This is a genomic window from Mycolicibacterium aichiense, from assembly GCF_010726245.1.
Taxonomy (GTDB): Bacteria; Actinomycetota; Actinomycetes; order Mycobacteriales; family Mycobacteriaceae; genus Mycobacterium; species Mycobacterium aichiense.
Map to the genome: position 1 here is coordinate 106536 of NZ_AP022561.1, position 18971 is coordinate 125506.

At 67.4% G+C, this 18971-nt stretch carries 24 protein-coding genes and 1 pseudogene; 18 read left to right on the forward strand and 7 right to left on the reverse strand.

Annotated elements, in window-relative coordinates; genetic code table 11:
• Positions 1 to 81: 81 nt before the first annotated feature.
• The 10 genes from G6N32_RS00460 to G6N32_RS00505 all read left to right on the forward strand — a co-directional run bounded on the left by G6N32_RS00460 (position 82) and on the right by G6N32_RS00505 (position 8496).
• A complete protein-coding gene (locus tag G6N32_RS00460) occupies positions 82 to 2877 on the forward strand; it encodes a helix-turn-helix transcriptional regulator (protein WP_115318928.1) in 2796 nt (931 codons plus the stop codon).
• A gap of 107 nt (positions 2878 to 2984) precedes the next feature.
• Positions 2985 to 3575 (forward strand): sigma-70 family RNA polymerase sigma factor, encoded by a 591-nt coding sequence (locus G6N32_RS00465; protein WP_115317836.1) that lies wholly within the window; start codon positions 2985 to 2987, stop codon positions 3573 to 3575.
• A complete protein-coding gene (locus tag G6N32_RS00470) occupies positions 3572 to 4306 on the forward strand; it encodes an SDR family NAD(P)-dependent oxidoreductase (protein ID WP_115317835.1) in 735 nt (244 codons plus the stop codon). Before G6N32_RS00465 ends, G6N32_RS00470 begins: the two co-directional genes overlap by 4 nt.
• A gap of 17 nt (positions 4307 to 4323) precedes the next feature.
• On the forward strand, positions 4324 to 4752 hold the full coding sequence (locus tag G6N32_RS00475; protein WP_115317834.1) for a cupin domain-containing protein: 429 nt from the start codon (positions 4324 to 4326) through the stop codon (positions 4750 to 4752).
• A gap of 6 nt (positions 4753 to 4758) precedes the next feature.
• Positions 4759 to 5649 (forward strand): hypothetical protein, encoded by an 891-nt coding sequence (locus G6N32_RS00480; protein ID WP_172507259.1) that lies wholly within the window; start codon positions 4759 to 4761, stop codon positions 5647 to 5649.
• Positions 5650 to 5675: 26 nt separating this feature from the next.
• Entirely contained in the window at positions 5676 to 6032 is a 357-nt protein-coding gene (locus G6N32_RS00485) for a VOC family protein (RefSeq protein WP_083117830.1), read from the forward strand.
• 12 nt (positions 6033 to 6044) lie between these two features.
• A complete protein-coding gene (locus G6N32_RS00490) occupies positions 6045 to 6446 on the forward strand; it encodes a nuclear transport factor 2 family protein (RefSeq protein ID WP_115317832.1) in 402 nt (133 codons plus the stop codon).
• Positions 6446 to 7267 carry an SDR family NAD(P)-dependent oxidoreductase gene (locus G6N32_RS00495; RefSeq protein WP_115317831.1) on the forward strand — a complete coding sequence of 274 codons (822 nt, stop codon included), beginning with the start codon at positions 6446 to 6448 and terminating at the stop codon, positions 7265 to 7267. The genes G6N32_RS00490 and G6N32_RS00495 overlap by 1 nt, the downstream gene beginning before the upstream one ends.
• Before the next feature lie 123 nt (positions 7268 to 7390).
• On the forward strand, positions 7391 to 7678 hold the full coding sequence (locus G6N32_RS00500) for a hypothetical protein (RefSeq protein WP_115317830.1): 288 nt from the start codon (positions 7391 to 7393) through the stop codon (positions 7676 to 7678).
• 101 nt (positions 7679 to 7779) lie between these two features.
• The gene (locus G6N32_RS00505) at positions 7780 to 8496 is read left to right on the forward strand and encodes an NUDIX hydrolase (RefSeq protein WP_115317829.1); all 717 of its coding nucleotides are present in this window, start codon (positions 7780 to 7782) and stop codon (positions 8494 to 8496) included.
• Between the two features lie 60 nt (positions 8497 to 8556).
• Here G6N32_RS00505 and sodN read toward each other — a convergent pair whose 3' ends face one another.
• On the reverse strand, positions 8557 to 8979 hold the full coding sequence (gene sodN, locus G6N32_RS00510) for a superoxide dismutase, Ni (RefSeq protein ID WP_036342074.1): 423 nt from the start codon (positions 8977 to 8979) through the stop codon (positions 8557 to 8559).
• 85 nt (positions 8980 to 9064) lie between these two features.
• On the opposite strand from sodN, the gene G6N32_RS00515 reads away from it, so the two are divergent.
• From G6N32_RS00515 to G6N32_RS00525, 3 genes are read left to right on the forward strand one after another with little or no spacing between them, the layout of a single operon-like run.
• A complete protein-coding gene (locus G6N32_RS00515; RefSeq protein ID WP_172507258.1) occupies positions 9065 to 9340 on the forward strand; it encodes a S26 family signal peptidase in 276 nt (91 codons plus the stop codon).
• Between the two features lie 41 nt (positions 9341 to 9381).
• Entirely contained in the window at positions 9382 to 9555 is a 174-nt protein-coding gene (locus G6N32_RS00520; protein ID WP_115317828.1) for a CsbD family protein, read from the forward strand.
• 2 nt (positions 9556 to 9557) lie between these two features.
• A complete protein-coding gene (locus tag G6N32_RS00525) occupies positions 9558 to 9710 on the forward strand; it encodes a hypothetical protein (protein WP_163789027.1) in 153 nt (50 codons plus the stop codon).
• A 1-nt stretch (position 9711) separates the two neighbouring features.
• Here G6N32_RS00525 and G6N32_RS00530 read toward each other — a convergent pair whose 3' ends face one another.
• The gene (locus G6N32_RS00530) at positions 9712 to 10533 is read right to left on the reverse strand and encodes a lytic transglycosylase domain-containing protein (protein WP_410432967.1); all 822 of its coding nucleotides are present in this window, start codon (positions 10531 to 10533) and stop codon (positions 9712 to 9714) included.
• 177 nt (positions 10534 to 10710) lie between these two features.
• Here G6N32_RS00530 and G6N32_RS00535 point away from each other — a divergent pair, with 177 nt between their 5' ends.
• The 4 genes from G6N32_RS00535 to G6N32_RS00550 are packed head-to-tail and all read left to right on the forward strand — an operon-like array spanning position 10711 to position 13164.
• The gene (locus G6N32_RS00535; protein WP_115318925.1) at positions 10711 to 11295 is read left to right on the forward strand and encodes a M15 family metallopeptidase; all 585 of its coding nucleotides are present in this window, start codon (positions 10711 to 10713) and stop codon (positions 11293 to 11295) included.
• A gap of 16 nt (positions 11296 to 11311) precedes the next feature.
• Positions 11312 to 12094, forward strand: a complete 783-nt coding sequence (locus tag G6N32_RS00540) for a maleylpyruvate isomerase family mycothiol-dependent enzyme (protein WP_172507221.1) — start codon at positions 11312 to 11314, stop codon at positions 12092 to 12094.
• On the forward strand, positions 12091 to 12783 hold the full coding sequence (locus tag G6N32_RS00545) for a mycothiol-dependent nitroreductase Rv2466c family protein (RefSeq protein ID WP_115317826.1): 693 nt from the start codon (positions 12091 to 12093) through the stop codon (positions 12781 to 12783). Before G6N32_RS00540 ends, G6N32_RS00545 begins: the two co-directional genes overlap by 4 nt.
• Before the next feature lie 27 nt (positions 12784 to 12810).
• Positions 12811 to 13164 (forward strand): VOC family protein, encoded by a 354-nt coding sequence (locus G6N32_RS00550; RefSeq protein ID WP_115317825.1) that lies wholly within the window; start codon positions 12811 to 12813, stop codon positions 13162 to 13164.
• Here G6N32_RS00550 and G6N32_RS00555 read toward each other — a convergent pair.
• The 5 genes and pseudogenes from G6N32_RS00555 to G6N32_RS00575 all read right to left on the reverse strand — a co-directional run bounded on the left by G6N32_RS00555 (position 13139) and on the right by G6N32_RS00575 (position 17200).
• Positions 13139 to 14093, reverse strand: a pseudogene (locus tag G6N32_RS00555) (esterase family protein). The gene G6N32_RS00550 and the pseudogene G6N32_RS00555 sit on opposite strands and share 26 nt — an antisense overlap.
• A 159-nt stretch (positions 14094 to 14252) precedes the next feature.
• Positions 14253 to 14720 carry a DUF4262 domain-containing protein gene (locus G6N32_RS00560; protein WP_115317824.1) on the reverse strand — a complete coding sequence of 156 codons (468 nt, stop codon included), beginning with the start codon at positions 14718 to 14720 and terminating at the stop codon, positions 14253 to 14255.
• An 86-nt stretch (positions 14721 to 14806) separates the two neighbouring features.
• Positions 14807 to 15937 carry an N-acetylglucosamine-6-phosphate deacetylase gene (locus G6N32_RS00565; protein ID WP_115317823.1) on the reverse strand — a complete coding sequence of 377 codons (1131 nt, stop codon included), beginning with the start codon at positions 15935 to 15937 and terminating at the stop codon, positions 14807 to 14809.
• A complete protein-coding gene (nagB, locus tag G6N32_RS00570) occupies positions 15938 to 16723 on the reverse strand; it encodes a glucosamine-6-phosphate deaminase (protein WP_115317822.1) in 786 nt (261 codons plus the stop codon).
• Between the two features lie 6 nt (positions 16724 to 16729).
• Positions 16730 to 17200: a PTS sugar transporter subunit IIA gene (locus G6N32_RS00575; RefSeq protein ID WP_115317821.1), complete on the reverse strand. Its 471-nt coding sequence runs from the start codon at positions 17198 to 17200 to the stop codon at positions 16730 to 16732.
• 111 nt (positions 17201 to 17311) lie between these two features.
• Here G6N32_RS00575 and G6N32_RS00580 point away from each other — a divergent pair, with 111 nt between their 5' ends.
• On the forward strand, positions 17312 to 18880 hold the full coding sequence (locus G6N32_RS00580; protein ID WP_115317820.1) for a PTS transporter subunit EIIC: 1569 nt from the start codon (positions 17312 to 17314) through the stop codon (positions 18878 to 18880).
• Positions 18881 to 18971 lie beyond the last annotated feature (91 nt).

An 18971-nucleotide genomic window follows, 5' to 3' on the forward strand; every position in this document is an offset into this window, starting at 1 on the left:
CCGACCGCGGCGCCCCCACCCCCGGTTACGATCAAGACCGGAAATTCCGGTGAGGTCCGCTAGGGGCAGACGGTGGTGCCTATCTCGAGCGACGGGCGGTCAGAGCACTTGCATGGTCGTGCCGCCGAGTGCCGAGCGCTGCGATCGGTGGTCTCGACCGTCGCCGGTGGCGATTCCCAGGTGCTGGTGCTGCGCGGCGAGGCCGGCGTAGGTAAGACGGCGTTGCTCGGGTATCTCTCGGAGCAGGCGTCGGCGCTGCGCGTCCTGCACGTCGCGGGCATTCAGTCGGACATGGAGCTCGCGTACGCCGGCTTGCAGCAACTGTGCGCGCCGCTCCTGGAGCACCTCGGTGACCTCCCGGATCCGCAACGTTGCGCGCTCGACGTCGCCTTCGGTCGCGGAGTGGGCGATCCGCCTGACCGGTTCCTGGTGGGTCTGGCGGTGCTGAGCCTGATGGCGGCTGCCGCGCAACGTCAGCCCCTGCTGTGCGTGGTCGACGACGCGCAATGGCTCGACCAGGTGACCGTACAAACCCTGGGCTTCGTGGCGCGCCGCCTGCTGGCCGAGCCGATCGGATTGGTGTTCGCCGCCCGCGATGACGGCGCCCAGCCGCTCGCCGGGCTTCCTGAGCTGACCGTCCGCGGGCTGTCCGACGGCGATGCGCGCGAGCTACTGGACTCGGTCATGCTCGGCGGCATCGACCCGCCCGTACGTGATCGCATCGTCTCCGAGACCAGAGGCAATCCACTTGCGCTGCTTGAGGTTCCGCGTAACGCATCGGCCACCGAGCTCGCCGGCGGCTTCTACATCGCGGGCTCGGCATCGGCGCCGGGTGCGATCGAGACACGTTATGTGCAGCGAATCCAGGCGCTTCCGGAGCCGACGCGTCGGCTACTGCTGGTGGCGGCGGCCGAGCCGGTCGGCGATGCGGCATTGTTCCTGCGCGCCGCCGCCGCGCTGGGTATCCCCATCGACGCGCTAGCGCCGGCCGAAGCCGCCGGCGTGATCGAGTTCGGACCGCGGATGCGGTTCCGGCACCCGCTGCTGAGGTCCGCGGCCTACCGCGCCGCCGATCTAGCCGACCGCCGAGCGATCCACCGCGCTCTGGCCGACGCCACCGACCCCGACGCGGATCCCGATCGGCGCGCGTGGCATGCCGCCAACGCTGCGGCAGGACCAGATGACGCGGTGGCGCAGGAGCTGGAGACCTCGGCGGCGCGGGCCCAGAGCCGTGGCGGAATCGCCGCGGCGGCAGCGTTTCTCGAGCGCTCCGCGATCCTGACAGCCGATCCGGACCTGCGCGGCGCGCGGGCGTTGGCTGCCGCCCAGGCCAAGCGGGATGCCGCGGCGCCGGCCGCCGCCCGTGACTTGCTCGACGTCGCGGAGCGGGGACCGTTGTCAGGGCTGCAACGGGCTCAGGTGGCGCGCCTGCGCGCCCAGATGGACTTCGTCCGCAGCCGAGCCGGGGAGGCGGGAGCGCCGTCGGTGCGCGATACCGCGCAGGCATTGCTGGATGCCGCTCGCGCGCTGGAACACCTCGACGACTACGCATCTCGAGAGAGTTACCTCGAAGCGATCGCGGCGCTGTTGTATGCCGGACGCCTCGGTGACCCGCGGGCGCTGACCTATGCCGCGCAGGCGGCCCTGGCCGCACTGGACCGTGAGGCCGAACTGTCCCGTTCGGTGGACTTCTTACTCAAGGGTATCGCCGCGCGTATCACCCAGGGAGTCGGCGCAGGGGCCGAATCGATGCGAATCGGCTTGGATCACATGTGCATTCAGGCCGCGGCCGACGACCGCAACGTCCTGCGGTGGCTGGTACCGGCGTTCCCGATCCTGCAAGAATCGTCGGCCCACGAACTGTGGGACCAGGCCACCGTGCAACAGCTCTCCGCCGCGGCTGTGCGCGCTGCGCGCAACGCCGGTGCCCTTGCCATCCTGCCGCGTGCGCTGGTGTACCAGGCCGGCGTCCACCTGCTCGAAGGCGAATTCCGCACGGCAGCAACACTTGTCGAAGAAGCGAACGCGATCACGTCCGCCACCGACCACTACGCGGCGGTCAAGTATCACGCATTGATGCTCACCGCCTGGCGGGGCGACGCGGCCGAAGCCGAACGGTTGATCAAGGCCACCGAAGCGGACGGAATCAGCCGGGGTGAGGGCCGGGTTCTGGGGCTGACCGGGTACGCCGCGGCGGTGCTATACAACGGACTCGGCCGCTACGACGAGGCGCTGGCCGCCGCCCGGACGGTGTGCGAATACCAGGACATCGGCTTCTACAGCTGGTGTCTGTACGAACTGGTCGAAGCGGCCGCACGCAGCGGCGCGCGGGACACTGCGGCCGCGGCCATCCACGACCTCGCCGATCGCGCGGGAGCAAGCGGAACCGACTGGGGCCTGGGCGCATTGGCCGCGGCCCAGGCGATGCTCGCCGACGACGAGGACGCCGACGCGCTTTTTACCGAAGCCATCGAGAGGTTGGGGCGCACCACGATCGCTGTGCACCGGGCCCGCGCGCATCTCGTGTACGGGGAGTGGCTGCGACGGGTGCTTCGCCGAGCCGACGCGCGGCGGCAGCTGACCGAGGCTCACGACATGTTCGTCCGGATGGGTGCCGGCGCTTTCGCCGAGCGTGCCCGCCGCGAGCTGGCGGCCACCGGAGAGAAGGTGCGCGCGCAGCAGCCGGCCTCGGGCGGTGAGCTCACGGCGCAAGAGGCGCAGATCGCGCGACTGGCAGCCGAAGGCCTGACGAACCAAGAGATCGGCGCGCAGCTGTTCATCAGCACGCACACCGTCGAGTGGCACCTGCGAAAGGTGTTCGCCAAGCTCGGCATCACCTCACGCAGACAACTGCGGGCGATGTCCTGGGCAAGTTAGGCCTGACCACGGGCCGACGACTACGGACTACGGGTTTTCAAGGGTTCGCCTGGGCGGCGTGACCGCGAGGCTGAGGTCATCAGCACTTCGCACCCAGGAGACCGTTCATGACCGTCACGTGTGTTCCCCGGCCAACCGACTCAGAGGCCGCGGACCGGTTCGCCCGCGACGCACAGCCCCTGTTCGGGGCCCTGCTGCGCCGGGCCAGGGGATTGACCAAGACCACGGCCGACGCCGAGGACCTGGTGCAGGACACCCTGCTGCACGCGTTCATGGGCTATCACACGTTCCGCGACGGCACCGACTTCAAGGCATGGCTGCTCCGGATTCTCTACAACCGCTGGGTGAGCGGCTTCCGTGCCAAGCAGCGCCGGCCGTCGGAGGTCCCGGTGGACGATGTCGCCGAGGGCGACCTTGCCGTCAGCGCAGCCCGGACATCCACCGCCTCGCGCTCGGCCGAGTCCGAGGCGCTCACCCGGCTGCCCGACGGCGACCTCCGTTCGGCGATGGCCACCTTGCCCGAGGATTTCCGCACGGTGCTGTTCTACGCCGAGGTCCAGGGCCACACCTACGCCGAGACCGCGATGATCCTGAACATCCCGCGCGGCACGGTGATGTCCCGGGCCTCCCGCGGCCGGGCGCGGCTGCGGGTGGCTCTCGACGCCAGCGCGTACGCACCGACCGCTCAGATCGCATGAGCACCGCGACGGAACTCAGCGGGCAGACGGCGCTGGTCACCGGAGGCACTGCCGGGATCGGGCTGGCATGCGCCCGGCTGTTGGCCGGCGCCGGCGCCACCGTGATCGTCACCGGTAGAGACCGTCGGCGCGGCGCGGCCGCGGTCGGCCAAATCTCCGGCCAGGCGAGCTTCGTGGCAGCGGACCTCTCCGATGCCGGCGCGGTACAGGCACTGGTCGACCGGGTGGGTGAGGTGGACATCCTGGTCAACAACGCCGCCAGCTTTCCCGGAGCACTCACCGTCGACCAAGACCTCACGACGTTTCAGACGACGTTCGACACCAACGTGCGGGGAACGTACTTTCTGACCGCGGGCTTGGTCCCGGGCATGCTGCGCCGACGCCGGGGCAGCATCGTGAACATCACATCGATGGTCGCGTCCAAAGGGGTTGGCGGCGCATCCACCTACGGCGCGTCGAAGGCCGCGGTCGAAGCACTGACGCGATCGTGGGCCGTCGAGTTCGGCCCCTTCGGCGTGCGCGTCAACAGCGTTGCGCCCGGGCCCACCGATACCGAAGGCGTCGTCGCGCAATGGGGTGACACCAACGACGAACTCGGCCGTGCGCTGCCCCTCGGGCGCACCGCCCGCCCCGAGGAGATCGCCAACGCGGTGCTCTTCCTCGCGTCCCCCCGGTCGAGCTTCATCACCGGATCGACCCTGCACGCGGACGGCGGCGGGACCGCCGTCTGACACCAAGGAGAATAATCATGACGAAAAACCATGACCCGCAATGGGAGAACGCACTGACCGTCGTTCAGGACGTGCACCCGCCGTTCATCCCAGAGGGTGCCGATGTGATGACTGTCGTCATCGAGTACCCGCCGGGCAGTCCTGGGGCCCCACCGCACCGCCATCCGAGCGGGCCGGCGTTCGGTTACATGCTGGAAGGCGAGATGCTCTTTGAACTCGAAGGCGAGCCACCACGTGTCATCCGCGCGGGCGAAGCCTTCTGGGAGCCCGGCGGCGACGTCATCCACTACTCGGACGCCAACAACCGAGACGACGTCAAGAGCCGGTTCGTCGTCACGATGGTGTGCGTCCCGGGCCGGCCGATGCTCGAGCTCGTCGACGATAGCGAACTGACCGCCCGCAAACACCTGCGGGTAGCGGCCGAACCCGCCGCCGGAAAGGACTGAATGACTGTGTCTCGCATCCTGCTTCAAACCACCATCACCGCCCAGCCGGATGACTGGGACATCGACCGCTTCGCACTCCTTGCCGCCGAATTGCGCGCCGCCGGGCATGACGTGCTCGCCCGCAACCGCGCATCCCACGACGACGATCCGGTGCTCAGCGCCCTGGACGACCTGGGGTTCGATCAGCTGTGGTTGATGGCCGTCGACACCGGCGACGGCCTGACCGACGCCGAAGCCGACGCCATCGCCAGGTTCCGCCGCGGTGGCGGCGGAGTGCTGACCGCCCGTGATCACCAGGACCTGGGGTCCTGCCTTACCCGGCTCGGGTCGTTGGGACTGGTCAACGAGTTCCAGGACAAGACGGTCGATCAAAGCCACCTCTGTGACGATCAGGGCACCCCGAGCATCTCCTGGCCCAACTTCCATTCCGGAGCCAACGGGGACTACCAGCCGGTCCTCGCCACGGACCCGGTGCACCCGCTGCTGCGCACTGGACACTCCGCCAGTGGCCGAGTCGAATGGTTCCCCGCACACCCCCACGAGGGCGCGGTCTCGGCGAGCGTTCCCTGCGCGGTCGTCGTGGCCGAGGGGCGAAGCAGCGCCAGTGGCCGCCGATTCAACCTCGCCGTCGCGATCGACGGTGAGACCTACGACGGGTTGCCGATGGGGCGGGCGCTCGCGGAATCGACGTTCCACCACTTCGCCGACTACAACTGGGATGTGAATCGTGGAGCGCCGTCGTTCGTCAGTGAGCCGCCCGGGAGCCAGATCCTGGCCGATCCGGCCCGGCTGAGGGTGTTCACGGACTATGTGCGCAACGCCGCGAGTTGGCTGCACCCGGTTGTGCGCACCGGTGCCGATGTTGAGCCCCAAGCGCGCCGCACTGTCGTACTCTGAATGCGCTTCACACACAGGAGGCGCCAGTGAGCGAGCACGAAGTCAAGATGATCATCCTGTCGACTGACGATCTGGATGAATCGATCAGGTTCTACAGTGACACCCTCGGAATGGCCGTGAAGTTCCGCGACGGCACGCATTTCGCGGCGCTCGACGGCGGTCCGGTCACTGTGGCGCTGGCGACGGAGGTCGACCACCCGATCCCCGGACAGGTCGTGGTCGGAATCAAGACGGCCGACGTCGACGCAGCCGCGAAGGCCGTCGAGGCCAGTGGTGGCGGAATCGTCAAGGGTCCCTACGACGACGCGCACGAACGTCGAGCCGTCGTCTACGACAACAAGGGCAACGGCCTGGTCTTCTACAGCCCGCTCGCGCGCAAGTAGGGCACGGCCCGCGTGACCGAACTTCAAGACCGGCAGGATATTTCAGATCTCCTGATCCGCTACGCCAGCGGCATCGACCGGCGCGACTGGGACCTGTTCCGGACCGTGTTCACTGCCGACTGCCACCTGGACTACGGCCAGATCGGAGTGTGGGACGGCGTCGATGAGGTCACCGAATTCATGGACGTCGCGCATGCCGCCGCCGGCTACCTCATGCATCGCATCAGCAACATCGTCATCGATCTGCAGGACGATCGGGCCACCAGCCGCTGCTACGTCGATGCGTGGATCATGGCTGCGGACAACAACTCCGGGGTGAACGCCAGGGGCTTCTACGACGACGAGATCGTCCGCACCGACGCCGGCTGGCGGATCGCCCGGCGCACCTTCACCACTGTGCAGGTGGTGTACTGATGGCTGACAACTTCGCCGAGCGATACGGACCCTGGGCGCTGGTCGCCGGTGCCTCCGACGGCGTGGGTGCCGCCTTCGCGGACGCACTGGCCGCGCGCGGGCTCGATGTTGTGTTGCTCGCGCGCCGGCAACCGGTACTCGACGATGTCGCCGCGGACATCCGCGGCCGGCACGGAATCGAAACCAGGACGCTGGCAATCGATCTCGCAGGAGCGGGTGCGGCGGCCGCCGTGGTCGAGGCGACGGCAGATCTCGACATCGGCTTTCTGGTGTACTGCGCGGGCGCTGACCCCGACTTCAGGCCGTTCCTGAGCAATTCGATCGAGGCGGCCGAGAACATGGTGCAGCGCAACTGCGTTGTGCCGATGCAGCTGTGCCACCACTACGCGGCACCGATGGTCGAGCGGGGCCGGGGCGGGATCGTCGTGTTCGGCTCCGGGGCCGGCTTTTTCGGCGGGCCGAACATGGTGGCCTACGGCGCGTCAAAGGCCTTCGACATGGTGTTCGCCGAAGCGCTCTGGAGCGAGCTGCACGACAAGGGCGTCGACGTCATCGGGCTGATCCTCGGCAAGACCGACACCCCCGCGCTGCGCAAGCTCGAACACCAACGCGGCACCCTTGCCTCGGAAGACGAGACACCCAAGGACGCGGTACCGGTCGAAGACGTGGTGGCCGAAGCCTTCGCGAACCTCACCAACGGGCCGACGGTGCTCGTCGGTGAGCAGATGCGCGGTGTCGGGCAGTTGCTGGCATCGATGGATCGCAACGACGCGGCGCGGCTGATGGCACAGTCGATCACCGCGGCAATGGGACCGAACTGACGCTCGGGTTTTTGCCCTGTTCAGTGCGTCGCATGTTTACCGATCTCAGATCTGGATAGCTAGTACCGGTACCAGGCAGGTCGTTACTCACGCACGATTGACGCACGATTGGAGCACGAAGCCATGAAGTTGATCGAGATTGTCGCCGGTGCCGCTGTCGCCGGCGGATTGGCTGCAACCGCACTGGGATTGAGCGCCGCGACCGCGGGCGCCGACCCCGGCTGGACCCCGCCTCCCGGCCCTGTCCAGCCCGCGCTGCCGCCGGCCGGACCCGATGCGGGCTCTCCGCCGGCCTGGGCGCCGCCGAAGCCCGTGGACCCGACCTGGGCCGCCGGCAACAAGCAGGTGTGGGACGAGGGCTGGAATCACTGGGGCGTCTGGATCAACGGGGTCTTCGTCCCGACCTACTGATCGCCGCATGACGCCGCGGGATGCCGTCTGATCGCCTGGGGTGACGGCACCCGCGGCGTCCTCGCGTGTGGGCATCCGGGACATCGCTCTATGGTCGAACAGTGACGATCACCTACGACGATGCGCTGCGGGACCAGATCCGCGATCACTTGAGCGGCCATCAACGTCGCTCGGCGGCCGACCCCACCAAGCGGCATGCCGCCGTCGCGGTGGTGCTCGTCGACTCCGACGCGGGTGAGGACAGGGTCGACCCGGCTCCCGTCGACGACTGGATTGCCGGCCGGCCGATGGAACCCGGCTTGGACGGCCGGATGGTCGAAGTCTCGGGCGGTGCCGCATTTCTGTTGTGTCGCAGGGCTTCCCGGTTGAACTCGCATGCTGCGCAGTGGGCTCTTCCCGGCGGCAGGCTGGACCCGGGGGAGACCGCGATCGACGCGGCGTTGCGTGAGCTCGACGAGGAAGTCGGGATCACGCTGCCCCATTCATCGGTGCTCGGTGTGCTCGACGACTACCCGACGCGGTCGGGCTACATCATCACCCCGGTGGTGATCTGGGGAGGCGGGCGCCTGGACCCGCGTCCGGCGCCCGACGAGGTTGTCGCCGTCTATCGGGTAGGACTGCACCAATTGCAGCGCCCGGATTCGCCGCGGTTCATCACCATCCCGGAGAGCCCGCGTCCCGTCGTGCAGATGCCGTTGGGCAACGACCTCATCCATGCGCCCACAGGTGCTGTGCTGCTTCAACTTCGGTGGCTGTGCCTGGAAGGCCGTCACGATCCCGTCGACGAGCTCGAACAACCTGTCTTCGCCTGGAAATAGTCCCCTGAAAAGCACGTACCGCGCGGCCGTGAGGACCGCGCGGTATGTGGACGACGATTGTCAGGCAGGCGGATAGACGCCCATGCCCTTGGCCTTCTCGGTCTGCCAGAAGATGTCCGAGATCTGATCGATGGTCGCGAGCAGCTTCTCAGCGGTGGCGGCGTCGGTCGACTTCTTGACATCACCGGCACCGTGCACGCCGTCCCAGAACAGCTGGTGCAGGTTCGGGAACTGCTCGAAGTGCTCCTTGGTGAAGAAGTCGGCCCACAACACCATCAGGTGATGCTTGACCTCCTCGGCGCGCTGCTCCTTGATGAGGATCGCGCGGGTCCGGAAGTGCTCATCATCCGAGTCGTTGTACTTCTGGATGGTCTTGAGGCACGACAGCGCCTCGATCTTGGCCTGCGCGGGGTCGTAGACGCCGCAGTACAGGTCGCAATGAGCGTGGGCAGGGGTGGCGTTGGCGAAAAGTCGTTGCAGCATGGCCCTAACTTACCCTTTCACTGTGCGGGAGAACCATGGGCTCGGTTCCTGGCCGCTGCGCCGGTTTCGGGTGGTGGAGGAGTCGATGTTGCCGACCCTTCGCCCTGGTGACGGGCTGTTGGCGGTTCGGGCCGGGACCCCGCGTACCGGACAATTGCGGGTGTTCCCCGATCCCACTCTGCCGACCAGGTGGCTGATCAAGCGGGTCGGGACAGTGCGGGGGCGTGGCCGGGCCGCGACCTTCGAGGCGTGCTCGGACAATCCGCACGCGCCGGGTGTCGTCGACTCGCGTCGATTCGGCTGGGTTCCGGCCGCGGGCTCCTACCGGGTGGTGTGGACCGTCCGCGGTACACACAGCTGAGTCTGAGTTTCGTTTCCGGGTTATTGAGGTAACCGGGGCGCATGGGTATCTCAGACAAGATCAGCAATAAAGTCGACGACGCCGCGGGCAAGGCCAAAGAGGGAGTAGGCAAGGCCACCGGCGACAAGAGCACCGAAAACGAAGGCAAGGTCGATCAGGCCAAGTCGAGCCTGAAGGACGCCGGCGAGAAGATCAAAGACGCTTTCAAGAGCTGAGTGTGGAGCTCAGCCAGCAGCCACCGGCCACGCCGGCGGATGCCAGGAAAGCGAGTGAAGAGCAGCGCATCCTGCAGGACCAGCTGGATCGTCAGAACGACGATCCAGCTGGCCCCGGCAAGGTCGATAGGCACCAGGTCGCCGACGAGACCTGAGCTACTGCGGGTGGGTGGCCAGGTATTCGGCTACCGGCATGGGCTCATCGGCGGAATATCCGATCGGTAGAACGACGTCACCTTCGGTGGTGACGTAGTAGACATCCCACTGGTAGTAGCCCGCGAAAGTCGCGGGGTCGGCCAGTACCGCGGCGTAATCCTTTACCGCAGAGACGTATTCGTCTGCATGGTTGTAGCGGTAAATGGCGTGATCGGGGTCCGCGTCGAAACCGTTGGCAGCCAGGTAACGCCCGGCGGCCATGATGCTGTCGTGCGCTGAGCGAATGTCGCCGCCGTCGCCGTGGGCGGCGAACGTGGAGGGCAAGAACTGCATCGGGCCGTCCGCTCCGGCGCTGCTGAGTCCCACGATGCTGCCGAACCGGGTCTCGACCAGGTTGATGGCCGCCAGATAGTTCCAGCCGACGCCGGTGGCGGCCTCGGCCTCGCGGTAGTAACCGAGCAATTCATCTGCGGGCGCCGGCGGCTGGATCTGCCATGCGGGCACAGTGTCCCGAGGGTGAGCCATCGCCGCGAGTTGCCGCCGCGCGTCGACGTTGCGGTCGTAGGCGTCGAGCAACTCCGACGGGATGCGCGGCCGGATGATCGAATCCCACTCGGGGTGGCGACCGATGCTGCGGTAGGCAACCTGCTGACGGCGCGCAGCCGCGACAAGAGCGGGCGGCGGTGTCGACGGATCACGAATGGCCAATTCGTCGGCGACCAGGTCGTCGGCGAGCTGAGCGGGCTCCGGCGCCAGCCTGGGCTGGGCGCCGGCGCGTGCCGCGTCCGGTGGAGTGGTGGAATCCAGCGCGGCCGCCGGCACCGATGAGGCGTGCGGCCCGCTGACTGGCGTGCCCACCGGGTGCACAGTGCCCGACGCGCAGGCGGCAACGCTCAGCAGGACTGTCGCGGGCACGAGAGCGAATCGGATGCGCACCGCGCAAGTCTGTCGTACGACGACGGTCAGCACCAGGATTCGGTCTGGAAGGATGTGTGGATCATGCGGGTAGCTGCCACCTCCGTCTCAGCCGTCGTGCAGGGTGCGGCCACGATAGCGGCGCTCTTGGTCGGCGCCGTCGGGGTAGCGGACCCCTCACCCCGAATTGCCTTGGCCGACAACACCGTCAGCGGCGATCCGCCGGCCGTCGGAGCCGGGGACGGCTCGCTGGCCGACGGCCAGATTCTGACACCGTTCGACGTGCAGAACCCCGCCGTCGGCCGCCTGGATCCGCAGCTGCTGACCGCCATCCAGCAGGCCGCCTCCGCGGCGTCGGCCGACGGCATCACCATGACGATCACGTCCGGGTGGCGCTCACCGGAATTCCAGCAGCGCCTGTTGGACAGCGCGGTCGCGCAGTACGGCAGCCTGGCGGCTGCCCGCGAGTACGTGCAGACCCCCGAGGCGTCCAAGCATGTGGTGGGTGAGGCCGTCGACGTGGGGGGTGTGGGCGCCGATCAGTGGTTGATGGCCAACGGCGCGCGGTTCGGTCTGTGCCGCATTTATGCCAATGAGGTGTGGCATTTCGAGCTGGCCACCGACGCAGTCGGAAATTGCCCGCCGCTTCTGCCCAACGCGGCTGGTTGAGCGTAATTTGATCCGGATGAGAAGTCTGGATGAAATCCGCACCGCACTCGAGGCCTGCTACTCGGCGATCGAAGGCCTGTGCGCCGACTTGAGCGACGCCGACTGGAAAGCACAGTCGCTGTGTCCGGACTGGGTGGTGCGCGATGTCATCCAGCACGTCGTCAGCATCGAAGCCGTGATGGCCGGCTGGCTGCCGCAAGACGACGCCACCCCGCCGCCGTTCGAACGGGCTGCGGAGTTCCTGGCCGGCACCGACGACCCGGCGACGCTGGCCGAGAAGGTCACCGCAGTCTTCGCCGAGCGCAGGCGCGACCTGAGTTCGCTGACGGCCGCCGACCTCGACCGGCCGTCGTGGATGCCCACCGGCCGGGGGACCTACGGCCGTTTTCTGGAGATCCGGGTGTTCGACTTCTGGGTTCACGTGCGCGACATCACGATTCCGCTCGGACGACCCACCGACGACGGTGGGATCGCGGCGGAGATCGCGCTGGGACAGGTCGAAAGCTCGATCGGCTACATCGCGGGCAAGAAGGTGGGAGTGCCCGACGGCAGCGGCATCTCCTTCCGGTTGACCGGTCCGGTGGTCCGGGAGATCGATGTCTCGGTCGACGGTCGTGCCAAACAGGTTGCGCACCTTGAGGATCCGGATGCGGTGCTGACCACCGACTCGACGACGTTCATCATGCTCGCTTCCGGCCGGATCGATCCCCAGGCCCAGATCGACGCCGGCGCTGTGACCTGGAGTGGCGACGCCGAGTTGGGTGAGCGCGCCGCCCGCAACCTCAGGTTCACGATGTGACCGGGCGGCCCGAGTCCGTCGACTTCCACTTCGACGTGATGTGCCCGTACGCCTACCAGACGTCGCGGTGGATCCGCGAGGTCCGGGATCAGACCGGGCTGGTGGTGAACTGGCGCTTCTTCAGTCTCGAGGAGATCAACCGCAAAGAGGGCAAGAAGCATCCGTGGGAACGGGATTGGTCCTACGGCTGGTCGATGATGCGCATCGGGGCACTCCTGCGTCGGCGCTCGATGGCGGACGTGGAGGCCTGGTATCAGCGTGCCGGCCGGGCCCTGCACGTCGAGGGTCACAAACCGCACGACCCGGCGGTGGCCCGGCACCTGTTGGCTGAGCTCGGTTTCGACCCGGCGCTGGTCGACCAGGCCATTGCCGATCCCAGCACCGGTGACGAGGTGCTGGCCGACCACAACCGCGTCGTGGCCGCCGATGGTTACGGCGTGCCGACGCTGTTCTTTCCCGACGGTCAGTGTCTGTTCGGACCCGTGTTGGTCGATCCGCCGACCGGGGAGGCGGCGGTGCGATTGTGGGACGCCGTCGTCGCGTGGACGGAATTCCCGCACCTTTATGAACTTCAGCGGCCCAAGACGCCGGCCGACGCGCAGCTGATCGCCGAGACGTTCCGCCCGTACCTCGAGGCCCGCGACTGGGTATCGATCAACCGGGGTGAGGTCGTCGGCTTCGGAGACTAGCGGTCGTCGTCGCGGTTAGATCGAGGTATGCGTGTCAACCGGATCATTGCCGACCTGCCGGTCTCCGATATCGAGGCGGCCAAAGGCTTCTACACCGACTACCTGGGGCTGAGCACCGAGGAGTTCAACCTCGGCTGGGTGGCCCGATACACCTCGCCCGACACCGGTGCGAACCTGCAACTGGTCACCGCCGATGCGACGGCACCCGAGTCGCCCGTCATCTCGGTGGCCACCGATGACGTCGACGCTGCCTACGAGCAGGCCCGCACCCGTGGCTACCAGATCGTGCATCCGCTGACGACCGAGTCGTGGGGGGTGCGGCGGTTCTTCGTTCGCGATCCGGACGGCAACGTGATCAACGTTGTGGCACACCGGGATTAACGCGCGGACTAGCCGGTGGGCGTCGCGCCCAACACCCGTTGCAGGTCACCCTTCATCGCTTGCAGTTGCGCGCCCCAGTACCCCCAGCTGTGGGTGCCGCTGGGCGGGAAGTTGAAGACCGCGTTGCGGCCGCCGGCGGCCTGGTACTTGCGCTGAAACTCCTTGTTGGTGTTCAACGTGATGTTCTCCAGATACCCGGCGGTGAACAGGCCACCGAACGTCGGATCGTCGGTGTTGTCGAGTTCTGACGGTGCGCCAGTACCGCAATAGATCCACACCGCGGTGCCGTTGGCGACCAGCCGGGCTACGTTGACCATCGGATCGTTGCGTTGCCAGGCCGGATCGCTGGAGGGCCCCCACATGTCGGTGGAGCGGTACCCGCCGCCGTCTTTCATCGCCAGCCCGATCAGGGTGGGCCACAGACCCAGCGACGGGTTGAGGAAACCGGACAGCGAGCCCGCGAAGATGAACTGCTGGGGATGCCAGATCGCCAGCGTCAGAGCCGCACTGCCCGACATCGAAAGCCCGATGACCGCATTGTTGATCGGAGTGATCGCTTTGTTGAGCGCCAGCCACGCCGGCAACTCCTGGGTCAGAAATGTCTCCCACTTGTATGTCAGCGTCCCGTTGGACCCGGCCGCCGGCTGGTACCAGTCGCTGTAGAAGCTCGACTGGCCACCCACCGGCATCACCAGAGACAGACCGGACTGGTAGTACCACTCGAACGCGGCGGTGTTGATGTCCCAGCCATTCTCGTCATCTCGGGCGCGAAGGCCGTCGAGCAGATAGACCGCGTGTGCGCCACCGCCCTGGAACTGGACCCGGATGGTGCGGCCCATCGCCGGCGACGGCACATCGAGGGCTTCCACCGGCAAGCCGGAGCGGGAGTAGGCCGCGGCGGGTGCGGTCTGGCCTGTCAGGCCGACCATGCCGGGGACCAGCAGCACCGTCGAGGTGAGGACGCCGAGGCGCTGCACCCAGCGGGCCGCGCGGTGCACGAGGTTCCTCACGAGCAGCAAGGTAACAATGCGGCTGCCGCCGAGACGGACTGGCACGCCTGCCGTAATTGCTTTGTGATCGGCGGCAATTCATGCGGCCCGGGTTCGCACCCCAAGCACCGGTTGCCGGCTTCGGAGATCGCAGAAGTCCGCGGCCCACGGCCACCGGCCACGACCATCCGACCAGACCAGCTGCAATGCACGAATCTCCCTGCCGTAGAGGGCGGTCGCGAAACCCATGTGGGCATCGGGATGTTCGACCTCGACGACCTCGAGCATCGGACCGCCGCAGAGGGTGAACTGCTGGCCGGCGGTCAGCTCGGCTCCCCGGACCACGAGCTCGGCCGACTTGCTCAGCAGGCGCGCGGCCCGCTGTGGTGACACATTCGTCATCAGCAGTTCGGGGACGTCGTAGTCGCTCAAACCGACCGTGTACGCGAACGGCATGCGGGGCGATTCGACGTATTGAACCGCCCACCCACGCCGCAGGATCTTGGCGCGGACCTCGTCGAGATAGTCGGCGACGGTGTTGTTCGGGTGGTCGCACAACCAGCACATTGCTGGGCCCCTTTCGTCAGGTCGACGGCGTAGGAGACACGATGCACCCTGGGTACGACAAAAACTCGAACAGACGTTCGCCGTGCTCAGCGCGGGACCCACGCACCGCCGCAGAGCACGTCGGTGACGGCGAGTTCGTCGTCCAGCGCGACCAGGTCGGCGCGTGCGTCGGCGACCAGTTCCGGGAACGGAAGTCCCAGTGCGCGGGCTGGATTCAGCGACGACTGGCGCACCGCGAGTAGCAGCGCCTCGTCGCGGGGCAGTCCGCTGCTGGCGACGGCGAATCCGAACACCCGGTCCATCGTCGCGGTGCTGCCCGCGATCGTCGCCGTCCCGGCCAGCCGGGCCACCCCATCGGCGACCTCGACGTCCATTCGACCGATCTGGTACCGACCGTCGCTCACCCCGGCTGCCGCCATCGCGTCGGTGACGAGCGTCAGCCGCTCGGGACCGGCGGCCCGGACCACGTGCCGGTACAGCGCGGCGTCGACGTGTACGCCGTCGGCGATCAACTCGACCGTCACCCGGGGGTCTTCGAGCAGCGCGATCACCGGGCCCGGCTCCCGGTGGTGGATCGGGCGCATCGCGTTGAACAGGTGCGTGCCCACCGTGGCACCGGCACTGATCGCCGCGCGGGTCTGCTCGTAGGTCGCCTCCGTGTGTCCGACCGCTGCCACCGCGCCCGCCGCAACGATCCGCTCGATCGCAGCCAGCGCACCCGGACGCTCTGGTGCGAGAGTGACCATCCGGATGGCTCCGGCGCCGGCGTGCAGCAGCGTGTCCACCTCGATGGGGTCCGGATCACGCAGCAGGACGGGATCGTGCGCCCCGCAGCGCTGAACGGACAGCCACGGGCCTTCCAGGTGAACCCCGGCAAGCAGGCCATCGCGCACAAGGCCAGCCAGCACCTCGACCTGATGCAGCAGTTCGGCCGGGGCGGCCGACACCAGCGACGCGATCAGGGTCGTGGTGCCGTGCCGGCGGTGAAGCTCCACAGCGGCCGCCGTGCCATCCGTCGTTGCCGCCGAGAAATCGGACCCGCCGCCACCGTGGACGTGGGTGTCGACGAAACCGGGCACCACGGTCTCGCGCTCACAGTCGGCGGCTCGCGGCGGCGGACCGGCACCGAGAGCCCGCACTGATGCGCCGGACACCTCAATCCAGCCTGGCCGCAACAACTCTCGGCCAGTCAGCAAGGTCGCAGCGGCGATCAGCACTCAGATGCCCTGCCATGACGGCTTGGACAGGTAGGTCTCCCGGTAGTAATCCGCCAGCTGCAGCCGCCGAGCCGCGCCGCCGTCGAGCAGGACCGTCACGTGCGGGTGGTGCTGCAGGATGGTGGCCGGCCACATCGCGCTCACGGGTCCTTCCACCAGCTGATGCACCGCCTCGGCCTTGCTTCGGCCGAGGGCCACCAGGACGACGTGACGCGCCGCCATGATCGTGCCCAACCCCTGGGTGAGGCAGTGCGTCGGGACCAGGTCGACGTCGTCGCCGAAGAAGCGGGCGTTGTCGATTCGGGTCTGGCGCGTCAGCGTTTTGATCCGGGTGCGCGACGCCAGCGACGACCCGGGCTCGTTGAAGCCGATGTGGCCGTCGGTGCCGATGCCCAGGATCTGCAGGTCGATGCCGCCGGTTGCGGCGATGGCCGCCTCGTACTCGGCGCACGCCGCCGGAATGTCCTCGGCCAGCCCGTCGGGGCCGGCCACCGTGCCCGGCGCGAAATCGACGCGTGAGACGAACACGGTGTCAATGACGGTGCGGTAGCGCTCGGGATGTTCGGCAGGCAACCCGACGTACTCGTCGAGGGTGAAGCCGCGAGCGTGCCGAAACGAGATGCGCCCCGCGTCGCACCGGGCGACGAGCTCGTCGTAGATCGCCAGCGGGGACGAGCCGGTGGCCAGTCCCAGCACCGCGGCCGGCTTGCGGGCGAGCAGCGCCTCGACGGCATCGGCGGCGACGGTGCCGATCTGCGCGGCGTCGGGGAGGATGACGACTTCCATCAGACCCTACTTATCGGCAGTGAAAAGTAGTGATCCCGCGGCGATTTCGGCACCCGTCGCGACGTCGTCACCTACCACGATGTTGCCCGGCTCCCGTTCGTCCATCACCACAACCGGAACGATCGGGTTCAACCCCGCCGCCACCACCGATGGGACGTCATAGGTGATCATCGTCTGACCGGCGGTCACGGTGTCGCCCTCGCTGACGTGGGCGCTGAAACCCGCCCCCTGCAATGCGACTGTGTCGAGCCCGAGATGAACCAGCACGCCGACGTTCTCGCTCGTCACGATGATGTAGGCGTGCGGCATCAGCTTGATGACGCGACCGCTGACCGGTGCCACCGCATCGATGATGTCGTGTGGCGGATCGACCGCGGCGCCGTATCCCACCATGCCTTGGGCGAAAACGGGATCGGGTACGTCGCCGAGCGTGACGGCACGCCCGGGGACCGGCGCGTGGACGGACGTTGTGCTCATTGTCGAAGACAATAGAGAGTCGACCCACGTAGCCGCGGCGGAAACAGCGCCTCACCTCCGGCGATTTGTCTAAGCTTCGGCTGTGCTGCGACAACGGGAGGCCGGCCGGTCATGAGTGAAACCACCAAAGACTCAGGCGCACAGCAAAAGTCGGGGCTGCGCATACCAGGCTTCGCACAGCTGCAACGGCTCGGTAAGAGCCTGATGCTGCCGATCGCCGTGCTTCCGGCGGCGGGCATCCTGCTGCGGCTCGGCCAGGACGACCTGCTGGGCCGGATCAAGGCGCCGGTGATCGGTCCGTTCTTCCAGGCGATGAGCGCGGCAGGGGGCGCGCTGTTCAACAATCTCGCGTTGTTGTTCGCCGTCGGCGTCGCGATCGGTTTCGCCCGCAAGGCAGACGGGTCGACCGCGTTGTCGGCGGTCGTCGGCTACCTGGTGATGCAGGCCGTCTTCAAGACGATGTCGCCGTTCGTCCTTGCGGGGCAACTCGACAAGGCCGGCGAACAAGCGCAGATCAACTACAGCGTGTTTGGCGGGATCGTGATCGGCCTGCTCACCGCGTGGCTGTTCGACAAGTACCACACCATCACGTTGCCGCCGTACCTCGGCTTCTTCGGTGGCAGGCGCTTCGTCCCGATCGTCGTATCGCTGGTGAGCCTTGTGGTGTCGTTCGCGATGAGCTACTTCTATCCGATCTTTGACGCGGGGCTCACCGGCCTGGGCCATTTCATCGGCGGTGCCGGTGCGCTCGGCGCGTTCGTCTACGGCTTCGCCAACCGCATGCTGATTCCGCTGGGGCTGCACCACATCCTGAACTCGTATGTGTGGTTCATCTATGGCAGCTATCCGAGCGGCGACGGGCATGTGGTCACCGGTGAACTCAGCCGGTTCGCCGCAGGTGACCCCAGCGCGGGGCTGCTGACCTCAGGCTTCTACCCGATCCTGATGTTCGGCCTGCCCGGCGCGGCGTTGGCGATGATCCATGTGGCGAACAAGAAACAGCGCAAGGTCGCCTTCGGCATCCTGTCTGCCGCCGCGCTGACCGCGTTCCTCACCGGTGTCACCGAACCGCTGGAGTTCGCCTTCATGTTCGTGGCGTTCCCGCTCTACATCGTGCACGCGGTGCTGACCGGTCTGTCGCTTGCCGTCGCCTACCTTCTCGACATCCACCTGGGCTTCTCGTTCTCGGCCGGACTGATCGATCTGCTGCTCTATGGCACCGCACCGGCGGCCAAGAACATTCCGCTGCTGATCGTCATGGGCCTGGTCTTCTTCGCGGTGTACTACCTGCTGTTCCGGTTCGCGATCACCCGGTGGAACATGCGCACCCCCGGCCGCGAACCCGACGCCGAGTTCGACGCCGAGGAGCGGGCGAACCTGGGCGAGGGCGCCGAGTCGGCCACCGCCGTCGAGGCCGGGGGCGCGGTGAAGACGGCGCCCGCGATCGCGGACAGCAGGGCCGAAAAACTGATCGCGGCATTCGGCGGGCGAGAGAACCTGCGCAGCGTGGACGCCTGCATCACCCGACTGCGGATGGAGGTCGTGGACCCCGGCAAAGTCGACCAGAACCGGCTGAAAAGCCTTGGCGCCGCCGGCGTGATCGAGGTGGGCAACAACGTTCAGGCCGTGTTCGGGACCCAGGCCGAGGTGCTGAAGAACGAGATCAACGACGCGCTGTGACGGGCGGCCGAGCAGTATCGCTGAAACGGGGAAGTGTCGCACCCGCAGCGCATAGATCGCGTAAAGGAAACGCATAGGCTTCGAACCTTTA

Coding starts and splice junctions, on each gene's coding strand:
- G6N32_RS00465 (WP_115317836.1), top strand. CDS start 2,985: ATGACCGTCACGTGTGTTCCCCGGCCAACCGACTCAGAGGCCGCGGAC.
- G6N32_RS00470 (WP_115317835.1), top strand. CDS start 3,572: ATGAGCACCGCGACGGAACTCAGCGGGCAGACGGCGCTGGTCACCGGA.
- G6N32_RS00475 (WP_115317834.1), top strand. CDS start 4,324: ATGACGAAAAACCATGACCCGCAATGGGAGAACGCACTGACCGTCGTT.
- G6N32_RS00495 (WP_115317831.1), top strand. CDS start 6,446: ATGGCTGACAACTTCGCCGAGCGATACGGACCCTGGGCGCTGGTCGCC.
- G6N32_RS00500 (WP_115317830.1), top strand. CDS start 7,391: ATGAAGTTGATCGAGATTGTCGCCGGTGCCGCTGTCGCCGGCGGATTG.
- sodN (WP_036342074.1), bottom strand. CDS start 8,979: ATGCTGCAACGACTTTTCGCCAACGCCACCCCTGCCCACGCTCATTGC.
- G6N32_RS00515 (WP_172507258.1), top strand. CDS start 9,065: ATGTTGCCGACCCTTCGCCCTGGTGACGGGCTGTTGGCGGTTCGGGCC.
- G6N32_RS00520 (WP_115317828.1), top strand. CDS start 9,382: ATGGGTATCTCAGACAAGATCAGCAATAAAGTCGACGACGCCGCGGGC.
- G6N32_RS00535 (WP_115318925.1), top strand. CDS start 10,711: ATGCGGGTAGCTGCCACCTCCGTCTCAGCCGTCGTGCAGGGTGCGGCC.
- G6N32_RS00540 (WP_172507221.1), top strand. CDS start 11,312: ATGAGAAGTCTGGATGAAATCCGCACCGCACTCGAGGCCTGCTACTCG.
- G6N32_RS00550 (WP_115317825.1), top strand. CDS start 12,811: ATGCGTGTCAACCGGATCATTGCCGACCTGCCGGTCTCCGATATCGAG.
- G6N32_RS00560 (WP_115317824.1), bottom strand. CDS start 14,720: ATGTGCTGGTTGTGCGACCACCCGAACAACACCGTCGCCGACTATCTC.
- nagB (WP_115317822.1), bottom strand. CDS start 16,723: ATGGAAGTCGTCATCCTCCCCGACGCCGCGCAGATCGGCACCGTCGCC.
- G6N32_RS00575 (WP_115317821.1), bottom strand. CDS start 17,200: ATGAGCACAACGTCCGTCCACGCGCCGGTCCCCGGGCGTGCCGTCACG.
- G6N32_RS00580 (WP_115317820.1), top strand. CDS start 17,312: ATGAGTGAAACCACCAAAGACTCAGGCGCACAGCAAAAGTCGGGGCTG.